This is a genomic window from Candidatus Marifrigoribacter sp. Uisw_064 (assembly GCF_047730175.1).
GTDB lineage: Bacteria > Bacteroidota > Bacteroidia > Flavobacteriales > Flavobacteriaceae > Marifrigoribacter.
This window is the reverse complement of sequence record NZ_CP159833.1, coordinates 581,750-602,154: the sequence shown is the minus strand read 5'-3', so window position 1 is coordinate 602,154 and position 20,405 is coordinate 581,750. Positions and strand designations below refer to the sequence as shown.

Sequence of the window (20,405 nt, the reverse complement as noted above, 5' to 3'; positions counted from 1 at the left end):
ATTATTTTATTAAAGATTTTTGAGTCATTATTTCTGGTTGTTGTATTCCTAAAATATTTAAAACTGTTGGAGCAACATCGCCAAGGATACCATCTTTTATGCTTTTAAAATCTGGATCAATTAAAATTATAGGTACCGGGTTTGTAGTATGTGCTGTGTTTGGAGATCCATCAGGATTTCTCATAGTTTCACAATTTCCATGATCGGCTAATAAAATAGTTGCATAGTTATTTTTAAGTGTTGCTTCAATAATTTCTTCCACACAACTATCAATGGTCTCACAGGCTTTTACAGCAGCTTCCATAACTCCAGTATGACCGACCATGTCTGTATTTGCAAAATTTAAACAAATAAAGTCTGCAGTTTGCTTATTAATTTCTGGAAGAATTTTATCTCTTAATTCGTACGCGCTCATTTGAGGTTGTAGATCGTATGTCGCTACTTTTGGGGAAGGACAAAGGATTCTATTTTCACCTTTAAAAGGAGCCTCTCTGCCACCAGAAAAGAAAAAAGTTACATGAGGATACTTTTCAGTTTCTGCGATTCGAATTTGTTTTTTGTTATTCTTTTCTAATACTTCTCCTAAGGTATTTTCAAGGTTGTCTTTTTTATAGACTACTTTAATTCCTTTATATGAATCATCATAATTTGTTAAAGTAACAAAATGAAGTGCTAAAGTTTTCATATCAAACGCTGAAAAATTTTGTTGACTCAATACTTCAGTTAATTGACGTCCTCTATCCGTTCTGAAATTAAAAAAGATCACAACATCATCTTTTTCTATGGTTGCGACAGGTTGATTATTTTCAGTAATAATGATAGGTTCAAGGAATTCATCTGTAATACCTTTAGCATAACTTTCTTCGATACTTTTCACAGCATTTTCAGAAACCTTCCCTTTACCATGAATTAATAAATCGTAAGCCTTTTTTACACGTTCCCATCTTTTATCACGATCCATTGCAAAATATCTTCCAATTACAGAAGCTAATTTTCCAGTGGTATTTTTTAGATGATCTTCAAGTTCTTTTATAAAACCTGCACCAGATTTTGGATCTACGTCACGTCCGTCTGTAAATGCATGTACAAACACATTTGATACTCCAGCATCATTAGCGGCGTTTACTAATCCTTTTACATGGTTGATATGTGAATGAACACCACCATTAGAAACTAAGCCTAAGAGATGAACTTTCTTATTATTTTGTTTAGCATATGTAAATGCCTCTTGCAAAACAGGTTCTTTTGAAAGTGTATTATTTTCTACAGCAAGATTAATTTTCGCTAAATCTTGGTAAACGATTCTTCCAGCGCCTAAATTCATGTGTCCCACTTCACTATTACCCATTTGTCCGTCAGGCAAACCAACACTCATTCCATGGGTTAACAATTGAGCATTTGGATATTTGTGGTACAAAGAATCTATAAAAGGAGTATTTGCTTGAGCTATTGCAGAAACTGATGGATCTTGAGTAACACCCCAGCCATCAAGAATTAATAAAAGTACTTTTTTGTCCATTTGATACATAAAATACAAAGATAAAAACAAAATCCCGCAAGAGCGGGATTGAGTTAGGTTAAATTTAGATAGAGGTTTAACTAAAAAGGGTTTACTCTTCGTTTTTATATTTTGTGTATTGTTTAAAGATACTAAAGTAAATATTCATTTATATCTAAAATATTTTCATTTCTATATTGATTGATAAAATCATCGGTGAAATGCATGCTGCCGAGTATTTTTTCTTCTTGTAGTATTTGTTTAATGTCTATTTTTTTATATTCCTGAAGCATCGGTTTTGAAACAGGAGCAAAACTAAAATGCCAAGGTTCATATTTAAATCCTTTTCTGTTAAGGTCGTCTGTATAAACCTCATAAAAACCAAAACGAGCTGCATGTAGGTTTAGCCAATCCTTTAATTTACAGAAAGGCCCAGTGCCATGAAAATGTTGAGGTTCTAAAACGTTTTTGGGTCGTTTTACATTAGCGTCTATGATATCGATATCGGTACCCCAATGATGTCTTGAAGTGCCTGGAATTGTAGAGTATTCAATTATTTTACGAATAGATTCAATAGGGGAAAGTCCTTGATTTGTATAGTTCTGATATTTGTTTTCAAAAATTTGTTTTTGACGATCAAAGCTGCGGTAAGCAGAAACTAATTCAATCGCAATATTTTCTTTTGCAGCAGCAGCTTTCATTTTTTTAAATGCTTCGGAAGTTTCTTTGTGCATTTTTGTGGTATATGAATTACCAACGATATTGGATTCGTCTTTGCCAATTAATTGATTTTTTGAATATTTTTCTTGTAAAGAAATAAACGAATACTGAGAAGCAATACTTAGTGCAAGTCCTCCTTTAATAGAAGTGGTAATAAATTTTCTTCTTTTCATTGAAAAATATTTTTTCATTTCCGTGAAAACGGAAATCTGTTATTTTTTTTTAATGCAATATAATTTTACTGGCATATCATCATGAGTTATATTCTTAACAAAAGACAAGCCACATTTTTCAATAACGCGTTGTGATGAAAGATTATCAATGTGTGCATGTGCGTAAATTTCAGAAAGACCAATTTGGTTAAAACCATAGTTAATTACTGCTTGAGTGCTTTCAGTAGCAAATCCTTTATTCCATTGTTCTTTAAAAAATCTAAATCCGACTTCAGTTAAATTTTCTTTTGGATGAAATTTCAATCCACAAAACCCTATAAATTCATCTGTATTATTTAAACAAACTGCCCATCTGCCAAATCCAAAATCTTTATAAGCTGAATAATTTTCAATAAATATTTCTGCATCTTCAATAGAAGAAAAAGGAGGGTCGCCTGTATATTTAATAACTTCAGGATCTTTGTTTAATAAGTAAAATTGAGAAGCATCTTCTTTGGAAAATTCTCTTAAATAAAGTCTTGATGTTGTACTAATTTGATTCATTAAAATGTAAATACATTTTTGAGATTTAAAAATAGTATTATTTTTGCTGATATGAATATTTCATTTCGCATAATTGCTCCTTCCGATATATTAATTATTCTTCCATTAATGCAAGAAATGGGTTCATTTGAAGTTCCTGAAAATGTATTAAAAGAAAGAATACTTGAAATGGCGACCCAATCGTATGAATGTATTGGAGTGTACGACGCTGAAACATTAATTGGAATTTGTGGACTCTGGTTTCAGACACGTCATTATGCGGGTAAAAGCGTAGAAGCAGATCATATAATAATAGATAAAGCATATAGAAATAAAGGTTTAGGAGATCAATTATTTTCATTTATTTATGAATATGCTACAAATAAAAAATGTAATTGGGTTGAATTAAATACCTATGTGCAAAACTTTCCTTCTCATAAATTTTATTATAATCAAGGTTTTGTAATTAAAGGGTATCACTTTGTGAAAGAGCTATAATCGCTAATTGTATTTTTAAAATTTTATCAGCGTATTCGTTTCTATTTCTCTAGGAGCTTTGCCTTGTTCAAAAACTCTAGCAGACAAACTACCTTTTAAAATAATTGACTCTCCTTTAACACGAATCCAACTACCTTCTCTAATTCCTATTACTGGAATATTATTTTGAGTATGATATTCTGAAATGCGAGTCTCACGTGTTTCACCCATGTGTTTGCTTTTTGGATCAGGATCTAGATAATGAGGATTTATATTAAAAGGAATAACCCCCAACGTTTTAAAAGAAGGAGGGTAGATTATTGGCATATCATTAGAAGTTCCTATCGTAATTCCACAGATATTACTTCCAGCACTTGTTCCAAGGTAAGGTGTTCCATTAAAAATAACCTCACGTAAAGGCTGCATTATTTCATTTCTATATAATTGTGAAACTAAAACAAAAGTATTTCCTCCACCTACGAATACCCCTTTTGCCTTTTTTAAAGCCTCAATGGGGTTTTTATAATTATGAATTCCATTCACCTTAATGTTGATTTTCGAAAAAGCTTCAGAAGCAATTTTAGTGTATTCATCATGACTAATGCCGCCTGGCCTAGCATAAGGGATAAAAAGAACCTCTTTCGTTTCAGAAAATAGTTTTTTTATCTGTTCATTGAGATATGATAAATAAGATCCTCCATGAACGGTTGAGGTACTAGCAATAATTAAATTTTTCATAAAATAAATTTAGCCAAATTTTAACAAACCTTGGGAAATCATTTAAGATTTTTATAAGAAATCAAAGATTACTTTTGACAAATGTCATTTAAACTAACCGTTTTGACTTTCATTGCCTTTTTGTTACTATCTATAAATGGATATGGACAAAGTAAAGAAATTCAAGGAAAAATTTCGAATACTAAAGATGTTGAAGGTATTCACGTGTTAAATAAAACTTCTAGATATAATGCTATTACAGACCAAGAAGGTGGTTTTAATATCAATGTTAGAAAACAAGACACCTTATATTTTTCATCCATAAATTATAAAACTAAAATTGTAATAATTACTGAAGAAATATATACAAAAGAGTATGTTGTTTTAACCTTAGAACAATTAATAAATGAATTAGAAGAAGTAGTAATTGGTCCTAATCTTACAGGGAATCTCGCCACCGATATTAAGAATATAAAAACTGAAACGCCTGTTAATTTTGACGATGTTGGTATTCCTGGTTTTAAGGGAAAGCCAGAAGAAAAAATTGCTCCCGGCTATACATTAAGAGCACCCTCGGCCGTGAACGTCGAAGCTCTGTATAATCACCTTTCTGGTTATTACAAGAAATTGCGTATGCAAAGAAAATGGGAATCTCAAAATTATTCGGTAGCAGGAATTATTAACTTGTATGGCTTTTCTTTTTTTGAAGAAGCTTATAAAATACCCAATAATAGATTATATGATTTTTTACTTTATTGTATGGAGACTTCAACATTAGATAAAGATTTTAAAAGCCAGAATTACGCGTCATTACTTTCTATTTTTGAAGAAAAAAGTGAAACTTATCTAATTAGGTTGTCTAAAAAAAAGGAATAATATTTGTAACTCTTATAAAAACAGTTCGTCTTATATACATTCTCTTATCTAGAAATTAAATGAAATATTTAAAAATTGCCTTATTAATTATTATGTTGCCCTTGATGTCTATGTCGACAGCGCATAAATTTTATGTAAGTATCACAAAAGTTGAATATATTGAAGAAGAAAAATCACTTCAAATTATCACTAAAATATTTACAGAAGATTTAGAAAAAACTTTAAGAGAACGATATAGTTCCGATATTCATTTAGATTCAAAAAAAGAAACGGATACTGATGCTGTTTTTATTCAGAAATATTTGCTGAAGAAATTAAAAATAAATGTAAATAATACCCCAGTTACTATAGAATATATTGGGCTTGAGTATGAAAATGATATTATTAAAATTTATATGGAAATTAAAAATGTTTCAGAAATAAAAACTTTTGAAATTGAAAATAAACTATTAATGGATATGTTCAATGAACAACAAAATATCATACATTTCAAAAAAAATAAATTAAGGAAAAGCCTTGTACTTGATATAGATAATCCTAAAGGTGTGTTAAACTTAGATTAAAGAATTCTTAAAAACCATAATTAAAGCTATTTTTAGCAGCTAATATTCGCTAATCAAAAAATAAAAATACTATGAAAATAATAAAGTACATTGCTTTAGCTTGTCTTTTCTTATCGGTAAATGTTATGTTTTCCCAAGATGAGAAAGAAGTTGAAAAAGATGAAAGGGAAACCGGACATATAAATAACAATAAGTTTAAGCAGCTTTACGAGGAGTTTTCTTCTCCAAATATGTATCGTTCTGCTAGTGGTACTCCTGGTCCAAATTATTATCAGCAACAAGCTGATTATCTTATGGATATAGAGCTTGACGATAAAAACAAAAAGTTAATGGGTTTTGAAACCATTACTTATACCAATAATTCTCCAGATAATTTAGAATATCTATGGGTGCAATTAGATCAAAATGTAAGATCTAGAGATTCTAAATCTTCATTGATTGAGCCAAAAAGTTCATTTTCTGCTGATAGAGTAAGTAGTTTTGTTGGAGAGCATATGGGAAAAGGTTTTGATGGTGGTTTTAACATTCAAGAAGTGAAACATGAGAAAGGCTATAGTTTACCTTATACGATTAACCAAACTATGATGCGTGTTGAAATGTCGAAGGATCTAAAGCCAGGTGAGCAATTTACATTTTCTATTAAATGGTGGTATAATATAAATGATCATGTTAATGATGGAGGAAGAAGTGGATATGAAGAGTTTAAAGATGGAAATAGAGCATATGTAATTGCTCAATTTTTTCCAAGAATGGCTGTATATAGTGATGTAGAAGGATGGCAAAATAGCCAGTTTTTTGGAAGAGATGAATTTGCCTTACCCTTTGGTGATTATGAAGTAACCATTACGGTTCCTGCCGATCATATATTAGAAGCTACAGGAGCATTACAGAATAGAAAAGATGTATTTACTAAAACGATGTTAAATCGATATGAAAATGCTAAAAAATCATACAAAGAACCTGTAATTATAGTTTCACAAGAAGAAGCTGAAGCTGCATCAAAAGGTTTTTCAACAGCAAAAAAAACTTGGAAATTTAAAGCTAAAAATGTAAGAGATTATGCTTTTGCAACTTCAAGAAGATTTATATGGGATATGATGTCTGTAAAAATTGGAGATAAAGATGTGATGGCGGTATCTATGTATCCGCCAGAAGGAAATCCTTTATGGGAAGACTGGTCTACAAAATTAGTTGCTAGCACATTAGTTTCTTATTCTAGAATGACATTCGACTATCCTTATCCAAAAGCAATCTCAGTTCATGCGAAAAGTCAAGGGATGGAGTATCCAATGATTTGTTGGAATTATGGAAGACCAGATGAAGATGGAACTTACAGTGAAAGAACTAAATATGGAATGTTTGGCGTAATTATTCATGAAGTTGGACATAACTATTTCCCAATGATTGTGAATAGTGATGAGCGTCAATGGACCTGGATGGATGAAGGATTAAATACTTTTGTGCAATATGTTGCTGAACAAGATTTCGGGGAATTATATCCAGAGTCAATTGCACCAAATATAAAATATCCCTCTAGAAGAGGACCTGCAAAAAATATAGTAAGTTATATGTCTGGTAGTCAAGATCGATTAGCGCCAATTATGACCAAAGGTCTTAATACGTATAATTTTGGAGCTAATGCGTATTCTAAACCTGCGACAGGTCTTAATATTTTAAGAGAGACTATAATGGGGCGTGATTTATTCGATTATGCTTTTAAAACCTATGCTAAACGTTGGATGTTTAAACACCCAACTCCTGAAGACTTTTTTAGAACTATGGAAGATGCTTCTGCAGTAGATTTAGATTATTTTTGGAGAGGATGGTTCTATTCAACTCATTATGTTGATATAGGTGTAAAAGAAGTGAAGAAATTTTATGTGACTTCAAAAATGAATAAGGAAATTCGTGATATGATGGAGTCCAGGGGAATGAAAGAAAGTGATTTGCCTCCTTTAGTATATCTTGTTGAAGAAGACAGTGAAGATTTTGAAGAAGATATGCGTTCAACATCTTTAAACGATTTGGTTCCTTTACAACAATATATTATGGATAATTTTTCTCCAGATGAAAGATCAAAAATGGAGAAGCCAAATTATTTTTATGAGATTATTTTTGAAAAACCAGGAGGAATTCCAATGCCAATTATAGCAGACATTACATATGTTGATGGGACTTCTGAAAGAGTTAAATATCCTGCACAAATTTGGAGAAAAAACGATGCTTTAGTTTCAAAAGTAATTGCTTCAGAAAAAGAAATACAAAGCATTGTTGTTGATCCAGACGAGGAAACAGCAGATATAGATACTTCTAATAATACATGGCCTAAACGTGAAAATATAGGTGAGTTTAATAAGTTTAAAGAAAAAGTAAAAGAATAATAATATTCTATTATCAATAAAAAAAAAGCCTTGCTGAATAAGCAAGGCTTTTTTTATGTTCCGTATATTTGCAATATGATTTCACTTACAATTCCTATGTTTATAAGTGGTGCAGAGATATTTTTCATACTCTTTGTAGTGCTTTTAGTTTTTGGTGCTGATAAAGTACCAGAAATTGCTAGAGGATTAGGGAAAGGTATGCGTCAAATTAAGAATGCAACAAATGACATTAAGAGTGAAATAACAAAAAGTGCCGAAAAACAAGGGCTAGATTTAGATATCACAAAAGATTTTTCTGCAGACATCAAGGATGCCACCAAAAATGTAACCAAAGAAATTGAGGGCGTTAGAGACGAAATTGAAGATAGGTTTGGTTCTGTGAAGCGTAAGCTTTAGTTATTTTTTTATAAGTCTATTAACTTTGTTATTTATTAAATTCTAATTAATTATTTTAGCAGAAACAATAAGATTTAATATGTCTTTACTTCTTTTTTACGCAACAATATCTATATTTTTTTCATTTTTATGCTCAATATTGGAAGCAGTATTATTGAGTATAACCCCCACATATCTTAATTTACAACTACAAGCAGGTAAAAAATACGCTAAAGTTTTAGATGCTCTAAAAAAAGAATTAGACCAACCATTAATTGCCATTTTAACATTAAATACTATTGCTCATACTGTCGGTGCAATTTTAGTAGGGGTGCAAGCTGAAACTTTAGAATATAAAGTAAATATTTTAGGTTTTAATATTGTTGGAATTGTTTCAGCAATTATGACTATTTTAATATTAGTTGTTTCAGAAATCATACCAAAAACAATCGGTGCAACCTACTGGAAACAACTTGCTAATTTTACATCAAAAGCATTAACAGTACTTATTTTTCCATTAAAATGGACTGGAATATTATGGTTACTTCAATTAACAACAAAACTAATTGGAGGGAAAAATGTTCATGGCTCAATTTTAAGTAGAGAAGAGTTTCATGCAATGACACATATGGCTGAGGAAGAAGGGCTTTTTGAAGAAAATGAAAGCACTATCATTAAAAACTTATTAACGTTTAAAGAGGTGTTAGCAAAAGATATAATGACCCCCCGAACTGTGTTAGTAACAGCTGATTCAGAAACAACTATTCAGGCATTTTATAATGAATACCCAAAGCTTAGATTTTCAAGAATTCCGATATACGAGGAAACCGTAGATGCCATTTCAGGGTTTGTGTTAAAAGATGAAATTTTAGAAGCTATTATTAATGGTAATGGGGAAGAAAAATTAGGCAGTTTGACACGCGAAATTTTAGTAACGAACAGAAGTCTCCCTATCCCAGAATTATTCGAAAAATTTATTTCTGAAAAAGAACATATTGCTTTGGTGGTAGATGAATATGGTACCACAAGTGGTTTGGTTTCTATGGAAGATGTTATTGAAACTCTTCTAGGCCTAGAGATTATGGATGAAAATGACCATGTTGAAGACTTGCAATTAATGGCTCGAAAAAACTGGGAGGTTAGAGCCAAAAAAATTGGTATTATTGAAGAAAAAAACAAAGACTTTGACCAAAATTAAGGCACTCACCCTTTTGAGGTTAATGCCTATCTGTTATTTTTAAAAATAAGCATAGAGGCAAAAATTAGCCTAATTGTAAATGCGATAGCTTAAAAATTTGAATTTTTAGATTTTTAATTTGATGTTTTTTTTCATAAATTGAACAAATTAACAAAGCCATCTAAAAATGAAAAGATTAAAATCACTCTTATTTTTTATTGCATTTTTATCTATTGTGAGCTGTACTCAAGATTCATTAATAGTAGAAGCTGAAGATGAAGCAAATCAAAAAACAGCTATTACACAAGAGCTATTAACTATAGTTCAAATAAATTCCATCATAGATAGTCTATTAAAAACTACAGGAAATTTTAGTTGGGATAATGTTACAGATCAGGTATTGTGGAGTGCAACAGTTCATGGTGATAATATTTTAACCATTGGTTATGGAAATAAGGGGGAGAGTTTTCGAACTTCAGATAATCAACGCCTTTTAAATTCTAAAAATAAAATTATTCAAGAAATTTTAGCTTTTGAGAAAACAACGTTAAAAACTATTTTAATTGAAGACGATGACATTTTAAATGTAATTGATTTAAAAGTGTCAACAATTGAAACTATTTCAGAATTAAGAAAACGAAGTGATATTAGATATTTAGAGCCAAATGGATATTCATTTTTCACAAATGAAGTGTATCCTCAAAATGAAAGATCCTCTAGCGGTTGTGGATTTGAGGGTACTTCATTAAACACAGATGATTATAGAATCATTGCACCAAAATCTTTTATAAGCTGGACATTCGATCAACATAATATTGAGCAAGCATGGGCATATAGTTCGGGTGCAGGAATAACAGTAGGTTTAATAGATACAGGAATTTCTGAAAGCCAACCTCTTTTAGGATCCAATTTTAATGATGGATATAGCAATGGTCGAACTATCCAGAAATATGGAACATTTATAGATTCTATATGGCCTTGGTCCGATAATTATGATGGCCCACATGATAAATGTGGTCATGGTACCAGTATGGGGTCAACGATAGCTTCTCCTCGCAATGATAATTTTATGCCTGTGGGGGTAGCATATAACTCTAATTTGGTTTCTTATCGTGCAACGGAAGATGTGCTTTTAGATGATTATCATGAAAGAAAAGGAGTGGAAGAAGCATTAATAGCATTAGGGAATAGAGATGATGTTAAAATTATTTCTATGTCAGTTGGATATCCTTGGTCTATAGGAAATGTAAGTGATGCTGTTAGATATGCACATGCAAGAGGAAAGTTAATTTTTGCTGCTGGAGGAACCTCTACTGAAATAACAAATTGGTATCCAGTAATTTTTCCTGCGAGTATGTCTGAAATAGTTGCAGTAACAGGAATTACAGACAGCGGTACTTATCAGCAATGTGATTCATGCCATGATGGTAGTAAAATAGAATTTACAATTGTGATGGAACGCGATAATAATGATAGTCGAACAGGAACAGTTTTAGGCTTTTATGATGGCGATACAGATTATGTTGGAGGTTCCTCTGTAGCGACTGCTACAGTAGCGGGAATTGCAGCATTAGTTTGGTCTATACATCCAAATTGGCCTCGCAGTTATGTATTAAATAAAATGAGACGAAGTTCTGAGTTTTACCCAAATCAAGATGAAACTAAAGGCTATGGAAATATTAATGCTTTAAAAGCGGTTCAATAGTTTCCTATAGTAGAATAATAATTTAGAAAAGTATAATATACCTAAAGAGCCTATGAAATTAATTTCACAGGCTCTTTAAACTATTGCAATTATAATATGTTTTATCCTCTTCCTCTTTTACCTGATGAGCCTCTACTGCTTCCTCCATTAGATCTTGATGGGCTTGATCTTCTTACGTTTGTTGCAGGGCGAGAATAATTGTTAGATCTTCTTGTTGTATTACTTCTTCTTACTGTTTTATTTGGAGAAGTTTTTCTGTTGGTATTTACATTGGCACTTTTTCTTCGAGTCGTGTTTTGTGTTGGCCTTGTATTAGTAGTTCCTTTTGATCTTCTAGATACGTTAGAATTAGATCTTCGTGTTACTTCTGAACGAGAATAATTCCCTCTTCTACTAGCTACATTTGAAGATCTACCTCTTGAATTTCTAGAAGAAATTCCAGTATTACTTCTTCCTCTATTATAAGCATAACTATTATAATGGTTGTAATGATTTGCATAGCCATAATATCCTTGGTTATATGGATAATAATGTCCACCCCAATAAGGATTTCCCCAACCTAAACCTACACCCCAAAATGGTCTGTAAAATGGATAGCCCCAAGAATTACCATACCGTGAAAAAGGTCTGTTCCAATATCCGTAATTATATCCATTATGGCCTCCATAGACATTAATAGTCACATTATCTGAATTACTCCCCCAGGCTCCGTAACCTTCTTCGTATTCATTCTCTTTTTCTTCTATAATAACATATCCATCTTCGCCTAATGTTTCAGAAGAATGATACGCATCTATATCTGTGAAAATAGCACCTTCTTCTGTTTCTTCTTCAAGAACACCAGCATATGCAGATTCTTTCGATTTAAAATATTGTTTGTAATAATTGGATTTATTGTTTTCTGAAGCTTCTGTGTCTTCATTTGTTGAAGTAGCTTCATCTGTGTCATTAGTTCTGTCAGTACTAGAATAACCCGAATTATGGGTTCCACAAGAAGTTAAGATTAAAACGAACATTCCTATAATAAATAAAGGAATGGATTTTTGGAAAGAAATGGAAAAGGTTTTCATAACAATAGCATTTTAATTGTTGGACATTATAAAAATAGTTAGTTTTGCCGAGAACTAAAAGTTTATTTTTAAAAACACAATATTTGTGCCAAATTAATGCTATGGCTAAGAATTTAACAAAAAGAGACGAAGATTATTCAAAATGGTATAACGAACTTGTTATCAAAGCTGATTTAGCGGAGAATTCAGGGGTAAGAGGATGTATGGTTATTAAGCCATATGGATATTCTATTTGGGAAAGAATGCAAGCCGAATTAGACAGAAAGTTTAAGGAAACTGGGCATCAAAATGCATATTTCCCTCTGTTTATACCAAAATCATACTTCAGTAAAGAAGCAAGTCATGTAGATGGTTTTGCAAAAGAATGTGCTGTTGTTACCCATTATAGGTTGAAAGATGATGGAAAAGGAGGGGTTATTGTTGATCCTGATGCTAAATTAGAAGAAGAATTAATTGTTCGACCTACCTCAGAAACTATAATTTGGGATACCTATAGAAAATGGATTCAGTCTTATCGTGATTTACCATTATTAATTAACCAATGGGCAAATGTAGTTCGTTGGGAAATGCGTACTCGTTTATTTTTGCGTACAGCAGAATTTTTATGGCAAGAAGGTCACACAGCTCATGCTACCGAACAAGAAGCAATAGTTGAAGCGGAACTAATGTTAGATATATATGCTGAATTTGCAGAAAATTATATGGCTATGCCAGTAATTAAGGGGTTGAAAACTGAAAGCGAGCGTTTTGCTGGAGCATTAGAAACCTATTGTATTGAAGCATTAATGCAAGACGGAAAAGCATTACAAGCTGGTACTTCTCACTTTTTAGGTCAAAATTTCGCTAAGGCTTTTGATGTAAAATTTGCAGCAAAGGATGGTAAGTTAGATCATGTTTGGGCTACTTCTTGGGGAGTTTCAACTCGATTAATGGGTGCGCTAATTATGACGCATAGTGACGATAAGGGATTAGTTTTGCCTCCAAATTTAGCGCCTGATCAAGTAGTGATTGTTCCAATTTATAGAGGAGAAGAGCAATTAGAAGAAATTAATGTGGTTGCAAATGAGTTGATGAAATCACTTCGTAGCCAAGGGATTAGAGTTAAATATGATAACAGAGATACCCATAAGCCAGGATGGAAATTTAATGAATATGAATTAAAAGGAGTTCCTGTGCGTATTGCAATTGGACCAAAGGATTTAGAAAATGGTACAGTTGAATTAGCAAGAAGAGATACTTTTGAAAAACAATTTGTTTCTAAAGATGTTGTTGTGGAAACTGTTGTTGGCTTAATGGATGAAATTCAGGAGAAATTATATAATAAAGCTAAAGACTATAGAACTGAAAATACAACTGAAGTATCTAGTTATGATGAATTTAAAGAAGTGTTGGAGGCTAAAGGTGGCTTTATTTTAGCACATTGGGATGGTACAATTGAAACTGAAGACAAAATTAAAAATGAAACCAAAGCGACCATTCGTTGTATTCCTTTAGATGTGAAAAAAGAAGAAGGAACGTGTATGGTTACTGGGAAACCTTCAAAAAACTTAGTGCTATTTGCAAAAGCATATTAATTTTTTTTGAAATAAATCACCATACATTTGTAGCATTAAAAAATAGTTGTATTTTTGCATCCGCAATTAAAAAGAATGGTCCGTTCGTCTAGGGGTTAGGACGCCAGGTTTTCATCCTGGTAACAGGGGTTCGATTCCCCTACGGACTACAAAAATTTAGAAATAAAATGGCAAATCATAAGTCAGCATTAAAGAGAATTAGAAACAGCGAAGTAAAGCGTTTACGTAACCGTCACCAACATAAAACGGCTCGTAATGCTATGAAGAAGCTTTTGGAATTAACTACTAAGAAAGATGCAGAAACATTGTTTCCATCTGTTAATTCTATGATTGATAGATTAGCTAAGAAGAATGTAATACATTCTAACAAAGCAGCTAATTTAAAATCAAACATGGCTAAGCACGTAGCGTCTTTATAAGAGGCTAAGTTTCTTAAAACATTGAACTCCTTTAGTTAATTCTGAAGGAGTTTTTTTGTGCTCTATATTTAAATGTAAATTCCATTTGGCACCATTTTTCTATAATCACCTTTATTTCTAATCACATCTCTAACGATAGATGATGAAATGAAAGAAACTTCTGGAGCACAAATTAAAAAGACACTTTCAATTTCTGCTAAAGTTGCGTTTGCTTGAGCAATAGATTGCTCATACGTAAAATCGGTAGAATTCCTTAATCCTCTTAAAATATATGAAGCATTTTCAGACTTACAAAAATCTACGGTTAAACCTGCATAGCTTTTAATTTTAATTTTTGGTTCGTTTTTAAATGCAATTCCAATATGTTTTATTCTTTCTTCAAGTGAAAACATATATTTTTTATCTGCATTTACGCCAATCGCGATAATTATTTCATCAAAAATGTTTAGTCCTCTTTTTATAACATCGACATGACCTAATGTTATAGGGTCAAAAGAACCAGGAAAAACAGCTTTTTTCATGTGTATTTTTTTTATAGGTCATACTTCGACAAGCTCACTACATTCATGCTGTTCGCTATTTGTGACTTTATTGGATGTTAAGTTTTTTAACATGCTCGTTTCATACTATAAATGTAATCAAATTATTTTAGGACATTTTGAATTAGGATATCAAAAAATTCAGTTAAAGTTAAACCGTATGCTCTCACTTGCTTAGGAATAATACTTTCTTTTGAGATTCCAGGATTGGTATTAATCTCTATTAAGTAAGGAATGCCTTCTTGAATTATAAATTCACTTCGAGTTACTCCCGTCATATTTAAAAGTTTGTAAATTCTTTTAATTTCGGTTCGCACCTTCTCAGCTTCATTTTCAGGAATTCTTGCTGGAGTAATTTCATCTGATTTTCCTAAATATTTAGCTTCATAATCGAAAAAATCGTTTTCTGATACTATTTCAGTTATTGGTAAAACAATAATTTCATCTTTATTATTAAAAACACCAACAGAAACTTCAACTCCTTCTAGTGCGGTTTCAATAATTATTTCAGAATCCTCATCAAAGGCTTTATTGATTGCGGTTACGATCTCTTCTTTTCGATAAACTTTACTTATTCCGAAGCTAGAGCCTGCTCTATTTGGTTTCACAAAACAAGGGAGTCCAACGGTATTTATAATTTCTTCTTCTGAATAGGCTTCATTTTGATTGATATAGTATGATGTGGCACATTTTACACCAAAGCCTTTTAAAACAGAAAGGCAATCTCTTTTGTTAAAACTTAATGCAGCCTGATAAAACTCAGCACTAGTTTGTGGAATGCCTATTAAAAATAAATAGGCTTGAAGGTAACCGTCCTCGCCAGGAGTACCGTGAATGGCATTAAAAATAATGTCGGGTACAATTGTTTCATTTCCGTTAGAAAAACTAAAATCAGCTTTGTTTACAGGAAATTTTTTTCCTTCTACGGAAACATGATTCCAGCCATCTTTTAAGAGATGTACCGGATATATATAATATTTTTGAGGGTCAAGTGATTCGCAAACCACACTGCCACTTTGAAGTGAAATTTCAAACTCACTAGAATATCCGCCCATTGCGACGGCTACATGTTTTTTATTCATAACAAATTAGTAAAAAAGACGTTTAACAAAAATATCATTAATCCTTATAAAGATAGTAATTTAGGTTTCATATTTTTGCCTTATAATAATTAACGTATGACATTTATTAAATATTTGTTTACTAGAGCATTTTTAAAACAATTGGCAATGGCTGTTGGTGTTTTAATTTTATTGATGATCATAGTTCTTTGGTGGCTTAGAATGAGTACAAATCACAATCAACAAATTGAAGTTCCAGACTTAGCTAAATTATCATTAAATGCTGTAGAAGAAAAATTAGATGAGCTAGATTTACGTTTTATTATATTAGATTCAGCAAATTATAATCCGGAATATCCTAAATATTCAGTTATTGAACAAATACCTAAAGCAGGAAAATTTGTAAAAGAAGACCGTAAAATATATTTAACATTAAACCCGAACGGCTACAAGGAGCTTAAAATCCCTGAAGTTGTTGGTAGAACCAGAAGACAAGCAGAACCTACTTTAGTAGCGATGGGTTTTAAAATTGGCAAAGTTACTTATCGAAGATATATTGCAATAGATGAAGTATTAGAGCTTCGACATAAAGGGAAGAAATTAGAAAAAGGAGCCTTGCTTCCAAAAACTTCTGTAATTGATTTAGTGTTGGGTGATGGTGATGGTGGATTAAGTCAAGGGAGAAATGAAGGAGATAAAAGTTCTTTAGAAACTGAAAAAAAAGATGAAGATGGAGAACAATAATATTACAGAGGAAGAAAACCTGGAAGGACCTATTCAAGATCCTTCATCAGACGATTTATATGAGCATTTTCGTTTTGTTGCACAAAAAGGGCAGCAACCGCTTAGAGTAGATAAATACTTAATGAATTATATTGAGAATGCGACTCGAAATAAAATTCAGCAAGCTGCTAAAGATGGTAATATTCATGTAAATGATGCTCCTGTAAAATCTAATTATAAAGTAAAACCAAATGATGTAGTTACTGTTCTTTTTGAACATCCTCCATATGAGCTTTTATTGGTGCCTGAAGATATTCCAATCGATGTAGTTTATGAAGATGATGCGGTTTTAGTAGTTAATAAACCTCCAGGAATGGTGGTGCATCCAGGTCATGGAAATTATAGTGGAACCTTAATAAATGCGCTAACTTTTCATTTCGAAAACCTTCCTAATAATAGTAGTAATCGTCCAGGATTAGTACATCGAATCGATAAAGACACCAGTGGTTTATTAGTTGTTGCAAAGACTGAAGAAGCAATGACGCATTTAGCTAAGCAATTTTTCAATAAAACGACAGAAAGAGAATATGTAGCTTTAGTTTGGGGCGATGTAAAAGAAGAAACTGGAACGATAGAAGGTAATATTGGACGACATCCAAAAAATAGATTACAGAATACTGTTTTTTATGGTGATGATGCAGACAAAGGTAAAGTAGCGGTAACTCATTATAAAATTATAGAGCAGATTGGTTATGTAACCTTGCTTTCTTGCCGTCTAGAAACTGGTCGTACTCATCAAATAAGAGTTCATTTAAAATATATTGGACATACCTTATTTAATGATGAACGATATGGAGGTGATAAGATCTTAAAGGGTACTACATTTACTAAATACAAGCAATTTGTAGACAATTGTTTTAAAGTATTGCCAAGACAAGCCTTACATGCAAGAACTTTAGGATTTGTTCACCCAACGACCGGTGAAATGATGCGTTTTGAAGCTCCTATACCTGAAGATATTGAGCAATGCATTGAGAAATGGAGAAGTTATTCAAAAAATTCAACTTCTTAGAAAACTATATCATTTCGATTTATTAAGCTATTACTTTATTCAATATAGATTTACGCTAATCTGCTATTTCTTTAGTAAATTTGAAGAAAAGCATTCCCTATGAAAATTGTAATATCTCCTGCGAAGAGTTTAGATTTTGAAAGTAAATTACCTACAAAAATAACCACTCAGCCAATGTTCTTAGAGCAAGCTCAGCTGTTGAATGATAAAATGGCTTCTAAATCTAAAAATGTAATTAAAGAATTAATGGGGATTAGTGATAAGCTAGCTGAATTAAATTATCAGCGGTATCAAGATTTCTCACTACCCTTTACAAAAGAAAATGCAAGACCTGCAGTATATGCTTTTTCGGGTGATGTTTATATCGGATTGGATGTTAATTCTTTGCCTGTTGAAAAGTTAGAGGTACTTCAAGATAAACTAAGAATCCTATCGGGCATGTATGGTATATTACGTCCTTTAGATTTAATGCAAGCCTATCGACTCGAAATGGGAACGGCACTAGCTATTAATCAAAATAAAAATTTATATGGTTTTTGGGGTGCTACGTTAACAAATGCGTTAAATGATGAATTAAAGGAAGATGAACTTTTAATAAATCTTGCAAGTAAAGAGTATTTTAAAGCCATACAACCTAAGAAAATAAACGTTCCGGTTATTTCTCCTGTATTTAAAGATTATAAAAACGGTACGTTAAAAATCATTTCTTTTTTCGCTAAGAAAGCCAGAGGAAGTATGGTGCGTTATATCATTGATGATGATGTTGAAACTTTAGAAGAATTAAAAGGTTTTAATTATGACGGTTATGGTTTTAGTGAAGAATTTACTCTAAATGAAAACGAACCCGTTTTTGTTCGATAATGTTTTTGCATACACATCCATACCCTCCTTTTATTCCTGAAAATGCCACTAAATTAATAGTTGGCACTTTACCACCTCCAAGATTCACTACTAAGGAACTAAAACCTAATGATGTTCATTTTTGCTATGGAAGTCGTGACGGACAATTATGGCCAATCCTAGATCGAATTTTTACCATAGGCTTGGTCTATGAAAATACAGATGTTGCAATCTCACAACGGAAAGATTTTTTAACCAATAATAACATTGGTATTTGTGATATAGTCGCTTCTGCAACACGAAAAAAAATTGATGCTTCCGATATTGGAATGGAGGATGTAGTGTTAAGAGACCTAATTTCAGTGTTAGAAAAGTATCCTAAAGTAACTACCTTACTTTTTACAGGAGGAAATAGTAAAAATGGTCCTGAATATTTTTTCAGAAGATATCTTAAACAATATGGTATTTCGTTAACGAATATTTCAAGTGAAGTGCCAAGGATTCATGAAGTAATTTTACCAAAATCATTGCGAAAGATAAAGACGGTTTCATTAATAGCACCTTCTGGAGCTGCAAATAGGGCAGTAGGGAGTCTTCAGAAATACAAAGAAATGAAACTAAAATACCCTTCAAAAACTACCATAGATTTTAGGGTGGAACAATACAAAAAGCATTTCTAGATTAACTTTTTAACCAATTTTTCATCAATATTTTACCTTGTGGAGTTAGTACGCTTTCTGGATGAAACTGTACCCCTTTTATATTGTAAAATTTATGGCGAAGCGACATAATATTTCCTTCTTCATCTTTAGAAGTTATTTCTAAAACTTCAGGAAAATTTTGTTCAGAAACAATCCAAGAATGGTATCTGCCAATTTCAATGTCAGCATCAATATTTTTAAATAATATTTCGTCTGTTACAAGAATTTTAGCTTTTGTAGCAACACCATGGAACACCTCTTCTAAATTAGTTAAGGTAGCGCCAAATACTTCGGCTATGGCTTGATGACCAAGGCAAATCCCTAAGATGCTTTTAGTTGAAGCATAGGTCTTAATTACCTCCTTTAATAAACCTGCTTCATCTGGTATTCCTGGACCAGGAGAGAGTACGATTTTATCATAATCTGTCAAATCATCAATATGAAATAAATCATTTCTAAGTACAGTTACGTTACAATCTAATTCTTCTAGATAGTGAACTAAATTATATACAAAACTATCGTAATTATCTATTACAACGATGTTCATAGAACGATGTGGTTTGTGCAAATATAACTGAAATATAAAAAAAAAGGCTTACCTTTTTGGTAAGCCTTTAATAAATTATATAGGTTTACTTAGAACACTAAATTTACTTCTAAATCAATCATATCTGAAATAGCTTTATCTCCTAGATTATCGAAAAAACTACCAGAACCATACTTTACATCAAATTTTGAACGATCAAATGAAAGCTTTGCAGAAGCTCTATCATCATGCATAACAAGTATAAAAGAAACAGGTTCAGTTTTATCTTTTATTGTAAGTTTAGCTCCTACTTTATAACCCTCTTCAGTTTTTTTTGTTTTACCAATTTCTAGTATAGCTGTTGGATGATTAGTTGTTCCAAAGAAATCATCACTTTTTAAATGACCTATCAATTTTTCTGCATACTCTCCTTCCATGTCTGTAGATTTTAAAGAGGTCATATCAACAACAAATTTTCCGCCTGTAATTGCATCACCATCCATTTCTATAAATCCAGATTGTAATGTTAAACTTCCTGTATGCGTTTTTCCTGTAATTTTTGATCCTTCCCAATTAATAGAACTTTCAGTTACATTAATTTCTTTTTTATTTAAAGTAGTAAAAGCAAAAGAGCCTATTACAACAGTTAGTACTAAAATTGAATTGATTACTTTTTTCATAATTATTGTTTTGAGT

22 protein-coding genes and 1 tRNA gene are annotated in these 20,405 nt (G+C 31.8%); 14 read left to right on the top strand and 9 right to left on the bottom strand.

Annotation, left to right across the window (positions count from 1 at the left end; translation table 11 throughout):
- Nucleotide 1: 1 nt before the first annotated feature.
- The 3 genes from gpmI to ABXT64_RS02705 all read right to left on the bottom strand — a co-directional run bounded on the left by gpmI (nt 2) and on the right by ABXT64_RS02705 (nt 2,934).
- Complete coding sequence (gene gpmI, locus ABXT64_RS02715; protein WP_443633851.1) at nt 2–1,519, bottom strand: 2,3-bisphosphoglycerate-independent phosphoglycerate mutase; 1,518 nt, start codon at nt 1,517–1,519, stop codon at nt 2–4.
- A 131-nt stretch (nt 1,520–1,650) separates the two neighbouring features.
- The gene (locus ABXT64_RS02710; RefSeq protein ID WP_443633850.1) at nt 1,651–2,391 is read right to left on the bottom strand and encodes a M15 family metallopeptidase; all 741 of its coding nucleotides are present in this window, start codon (nt 2,389–2,391) and stop codon (nt 1,651–1,653) included.
- 39 nt (nt 2,392–2,430) lie between these two features.
- On the bottom strand, nt 2,431–2,934 hold the full coding sequence (locus tag ABXT64_RS02705; RefSeq protein WP_443633849.1) for a GNAT family N-acetyltransferase: 504 nt from the start codon (nt 2,932–2,934) through the stop codon (nt 2,431–2,433).
- 18 nt (nt 2,935–2,952) lie between these two features.
- On the opposite strand from ABXT64_RS02705, the gene ABXT64_RS02700 reads away from it, so the two are divergent.
- Nucleotides 2,953–3,411, top strand: a complete 459-nt coding sequence (locus tag ABXT64_RS02700) for a GNAT family N-acetyltransferase (protein WP_443633848.1) — start codon at nt 2,953–2,955, stop codon at nt 3,409–3,411.
- 15 nt (nt 3,412–3,426) lie between these two features.
- On the opposite strand, the gene pepE is transcribed toward ABXT64_RS02700, so the two are convergent.
- Entirely contained in the window at nt 3,427–4,128 is a 702-nt protein-coding gene (gene pepE, locus ABXT64_RS02695) for a dipeptidase PepE (protein ID WP_443633847.1), read from the bottom strand.
- A gap of 81 nt (nt 4,129–4,209) precedes the next feature.
- Here pepE and ABXT64_RS02690 point away from each other — a divergent pair, with 81 nt between their 5' ends.
- From ABXT64_RS02690 to ABXT64_RS02665, 6 genes are all read left to right on the top strand, one after another.
- Nucleotides 4,210–4,983, top strand: a complete 774-nt coding sequence (locus tag ABXT64_RS02690; RefSeq protein ID WP_443633846.1) for a hypothetical protein — start codon at nt 4,210–4,212, stop codon at nt 4,981–4,983.
- Between the two features lie 59 nt (nt 4,984–5,042).
- Nucleotides 5,043–5,546 (top strand): DUF6702 family protein, encoded by a 504-nt coding sequence (locus ABXT64_RS02685; protein ID WP_443633845.1) that lies wholly within the window; start codon nt 5,043–5,045, stop codon nt 5,544–5,546.
- Nucleotides 5,547–5,617: 71 nt separating this feature from the next.
- A complete protein-coding gene (locus tag ABXT64_RS02680; RefSeq protein ID WP_443633844.1) occupies nt 5,618–7,927 on the top strand; it encodes a M1 family metallopeptidase in 2,310 nt (769 codons plus the stop codon).
- 75 nt (nt 7,928–8,002) lie between these two features.
- A complete protein-coding gene (locus tag ABXT64_RS02675) occupies nt 8,003–8,323 on the top strand; it encodes a Sec-independent protein translocase subunit TatA/TatB (RefSeq protein ID WP_443633843.1) in 321 nt (106 codons plus the stop codon).
- Between the two features lie 79 nt (nt 8,324–8,402).
- Nucleotides 8,403–9,500, top strand: a complete 1,098-nt coding sequence (locus ABXT64_RS02670; protein WP_443633842.1) for a CNNM domain-containing protein — start codon at nt 8,403–8,405, stop codon at nt 9,498–9,500.
- A gap of 166 nt (nt 9,501–9,666) precedes the next feature.
- Nucleotides 9,667–11,184, top strand: a complete 1,518-nt coding sequence (locus tag ABXT64_RS02665) for a S8 family peptidase (RefSeq protein ID WP_443633841.1) — start codon at nt 9,667–9,669, stop codon at nt 11,182–11,184.
- A gap of 101 nt (nt 11,185–11,285) precedes the next feature.
- Here the strand turns inward: ABXT64_RS02665 and ABXT64_RS02660 are convergent, their stop codons facing one another.
- A complete protein-coding gene (locus tag ABXT64_RS02660) occupies nt 11,286–12,254 on the bottom strand; it encodes a hypothetical protein (protein ID WP_443633840.1) in 969 nt (322 codons plus the stop codon).
- Between the two features lie 101 nt (nt 12,255–12,355).
- Between ABXT64_RS02660 and proS the strand changes: the two genes are divergently transcribed.
- From proS to rpsT, 3 genes are all read left to right on the top strand, one after another.
- On the top strand, nt 12,356–13,828 hold the full coding sequence (gene proS, locus ABXT64_RS02655) for a proline--tRNA ligase (protein ID WP_443633839.1): 1,473 nt from the start codon (nt 12,356–12,358) through the stop codon (nt 13,826–13,828).
- A 77-nt stretch (nt 13,829–13,905) separates the two neighbouring features.
- Nucleotides 13,906–13,977, top strand: a tRNA-Glu gene (locus tag ABXT64_RS02650).
- Between the two features lie 18 nt (nt 13,978–13,995).
- Nucleotides 13,996–14,247 carry a 30S ribosomal protein S20 gene (gene rpsT, locus ABXT64_RS02645; protein WP_443633838.1) on the top strand — a complete coding sequence of 84 codons (252 nt, stop codon included), beginning with the start codon at nt 13,996–13,998 and terminating at the stop codon, nt 14,245–14,247.
- A 68-nt stretch (nt 14,248–14,315) separates the two neighbouring features.
- Here rpsT and coaD read toward each other — a convergent pair whose 3' ends face one another.
- A complete protein-coding gene (gene coaD, locus ABXT64_RS02640) occupies nt 14,316–14,768 on the bottom strand; it encodes a pantetheine-phosphate adenylyltransferase (RefSeq protein WP_443633837.1) in 453 nt (150 codons plus the stop codon).
- A gap of 122 nt (nt 14,769–14,890) precedes the next feature.
- Nucleotides 14,891–15,868, bottom strand: a complete 978-nt coding sequence (locus tag ABXT64_RS02635; RefSeq protein WP_443633836.1) for a D-alanine--D-alanine ligase — start codon at nt 15,866–15,868, stop codon at nt 14,891–14,893.
- A gap of 96 nt (nt 15,869–15,964) precedes the next feature.
- Between ABXT64_RS02635 and ABXT64_RS02630 the strand changes: the two genes are divergently transcribed.
- From ABXT64_RS02630 to ABXT64_RS02615, 4 genes are all read left to right on the top strand, one after another.
- The gene (locus ABXT64_RS02630; protein ID WP_443633835.1) at nt 15,965–16,591 is read left to right on the top strand and encodes a PASTA domain-containing protein; all 627 of its coding nucleotides are present in this window, start codon (nt 15,965–15,967) and stop codon (nt 16,589–16,591) included.
- Nucleotides 16,578–17,642, top strand: coding sequence for an RluA family pseudouridine synthase (locus ABXT64_RS02625; protein ID WP_443633834.1), 1,065 nt, complete (start codon nt 16,578–16,580; stop codon nt 17,640–17,642). Before ABXT64_RS02630 ends, ABXT64_RS02625 begins: the two co-directional genes overlap by 14 nt.
- Before the next feature lie 99 nt (nt 17,643–17,741).
- Nucleotides 17,742–18,503, top strand: coding sequence for a peroxide stress protein YaaA (yaaA, locus tag ABXT64_RS02620; RefSeq protein ID WP_443633833.1), 762 nt, complete (start codon nt 17,742–17,744; stop codon nt 18,501–18,503).
- Nucleotides 18,503–19,162 carry a uracil-DNA glycosylase family protein gene (locus ABXT64_RS02615; RefSeq protein WP_443633832.1) on the top strand — a complete coding sequence of 220 codons (660 nt, stop codon included), beginning with the start codon at nt 18,503–18,505 and terminating at the stop codon, nt 19,160–19,162. Before yaaA ends, ABXT64_RS02615 begins: the two co-directional genes overlap by 1 nt.
- Before the next feature lies 1 nt (nt 19,163).
- Here the strand turns inward: ABXT64_RS02615 and ABXT64_RS02610 are convergent, their stop codons facing one another.
- Nucleotides 19,164–19,730 carry an anthranilate synthase component II gene (locus ABXT64_RS02610; protein WP_443633831.1) on the bottom strand — a complete coding sequence of 189 codons (567 nt, stop codon included), beginning with the start codon at nt 19,728–19,730 and terminating at the stop codon, nt 19,164–19,166.
- 89 nt (nt 19,731–19,819) lie between these two features.
- A complete protein-coding gene (locus ABXT64_RS02605) occupies nt 19,820–20,389 on the bottom strand; it encodes a YceI family protein (protein ID WP_443633830.1) in 570 nt (189 codons plus the stop codon).
- Nucleotides 20,390–20,405 lie beyond the last annotated feature (16 nt).

Coding starts and splice junctions, on each gene's coding strand:
- gpmI (WP_443633851.1), bottom strand. CDS start 1,519: ATGGACAAAAAAGTACTTTTATTAATTCTTGATGGCTGGGGTGTTACT.
- ABXT64_RS02710 (WP_443633850.1), bottom strand. CDS start 2,391: ATGAAAAGAAGAAAATTTATTACCACTTCTATTAAAGGAGGACTTGCA.
- ABXT64_RS02705 (WP_443633849.1), bottom strand. CDS start 2,934: ATGAATCAAATTAGTACAACATCAAGACTTTATTTAAGAGAATTTTCC.
- pepE (WP_443633847.1), bottom strand. CDS start 4,128: ATGAAAAATTTAATTATTGCTAGTACCTCAACCGTTCATGGAGGATCT.
- ABXT64_RS02690 (WP_443633846.1), top strand. CDS start 4,210: ATGTCATTTAAACTAACCGTTTTGACTTTCATTGCCTTTTTGTTACTA.
- ABXT64_RS02685 (WP_443633845.1), top strand. CDS start 5,043: ATGAAATATTTAAAAATTGCCTTATTAATTATTATGTTGCCCTTGATG.
- ABXT64_RS02680 (WP_443633844.1), top strand. CDS start 5,618: ATGAAAATAATAAAGTACATTGCTTTAGCTTGTCTTTTCTTATCGGTA.
- ABXT64_RS02675 (WP_443633843.1), top strand. CDS start 8,003: ATGATTTCACTTACAATTCCTATGTTTATAAGTGGTGCAGAGATATTT.
- ABXT64_RS02670 (WP_443633842.1), top strand. CDS start 8,403: ATGTCTTTACTTCTTTTTTACGCAACAATATCTATATTTTTTTCATTT.
- ABXT64_RS02665 (WP_443633841.1), top strand. CDS start 9,667: ATGAAAAGATTAAAATCACTCTTATTTTTTATTGCATTTTTATCTATT.
- ABXT64_RS02660 (WP_443633840.1), bottom strand. CDS start 12,254: ATGAAAACCTTTTCCATTTCTTTCCAAAAATCCATTCCTTTATTTATT.
- proS (WP_443633839.1), top strand. CDS start 12,356: ATGGCTAAGAATTTAACAAAAAGAGACGAAGATTATTCAAAATGGTAT.
- rpsT (WP_443633838.1), top strand. CDS start 13,996: ATGGCAAATCATAAGTCAGCATTAAAGAGAATTAGAAACAGCGAAGTA.
- coaD (WP_443633837.1), bottom strand. CDS start 14,768: ATGAAAAAAGCTGTTTTTCCTGGTTCTTTTGACCCTATAACATTAGGT.
- ABXT64_RS02635 (WP_443633836.1), bottom strand. CDS start 15,868: ATGAATAAAAAACATGTAGCCGTCGCAATGGGCGGATATTCTAGTGAG.
- ABXT64_RS02630 (WP_443633835.1), top strand. CDS start 15,965: ATGACATTTATTAAATATTTGTTTACTAGAGCATTTTTAAAACAATTG.
- ABXT64_RS02625 (WP_443633834.1), top strand. CDS start 16,578: ATGGAGAACAATAATATTACAGAGGAAGAAAACCTGGAAGGACCTATT.
- yaaA (WP_443633833.1), top strand. CDS start 17,742: ATGAAAATTGTAATATCTCCTGCGAAGAGTTTAGATTTTGAAAGTAAA.
- ABXT64_RS02615 (WP_443633832.1), top strand. CDS start 18,503: ATGTTTTTGCATACACATCCATACCCTCCTTTTATTCCTGAAAATGCC.
- ABXT64_RS02610 (WP_443633831.1), bottom strand. CDS start 19,730: ATGAACATCGTTGTAATAGATAATTACGATAGTTTTGTATATAATTTA.
- ABXT64_RS02605 (WP_443633830.1), bottom strand. CDS start 20,389: ATGAAAAAAGTAATCAATTCAATTTTAGTACTAACTGTTGTAATAGGC.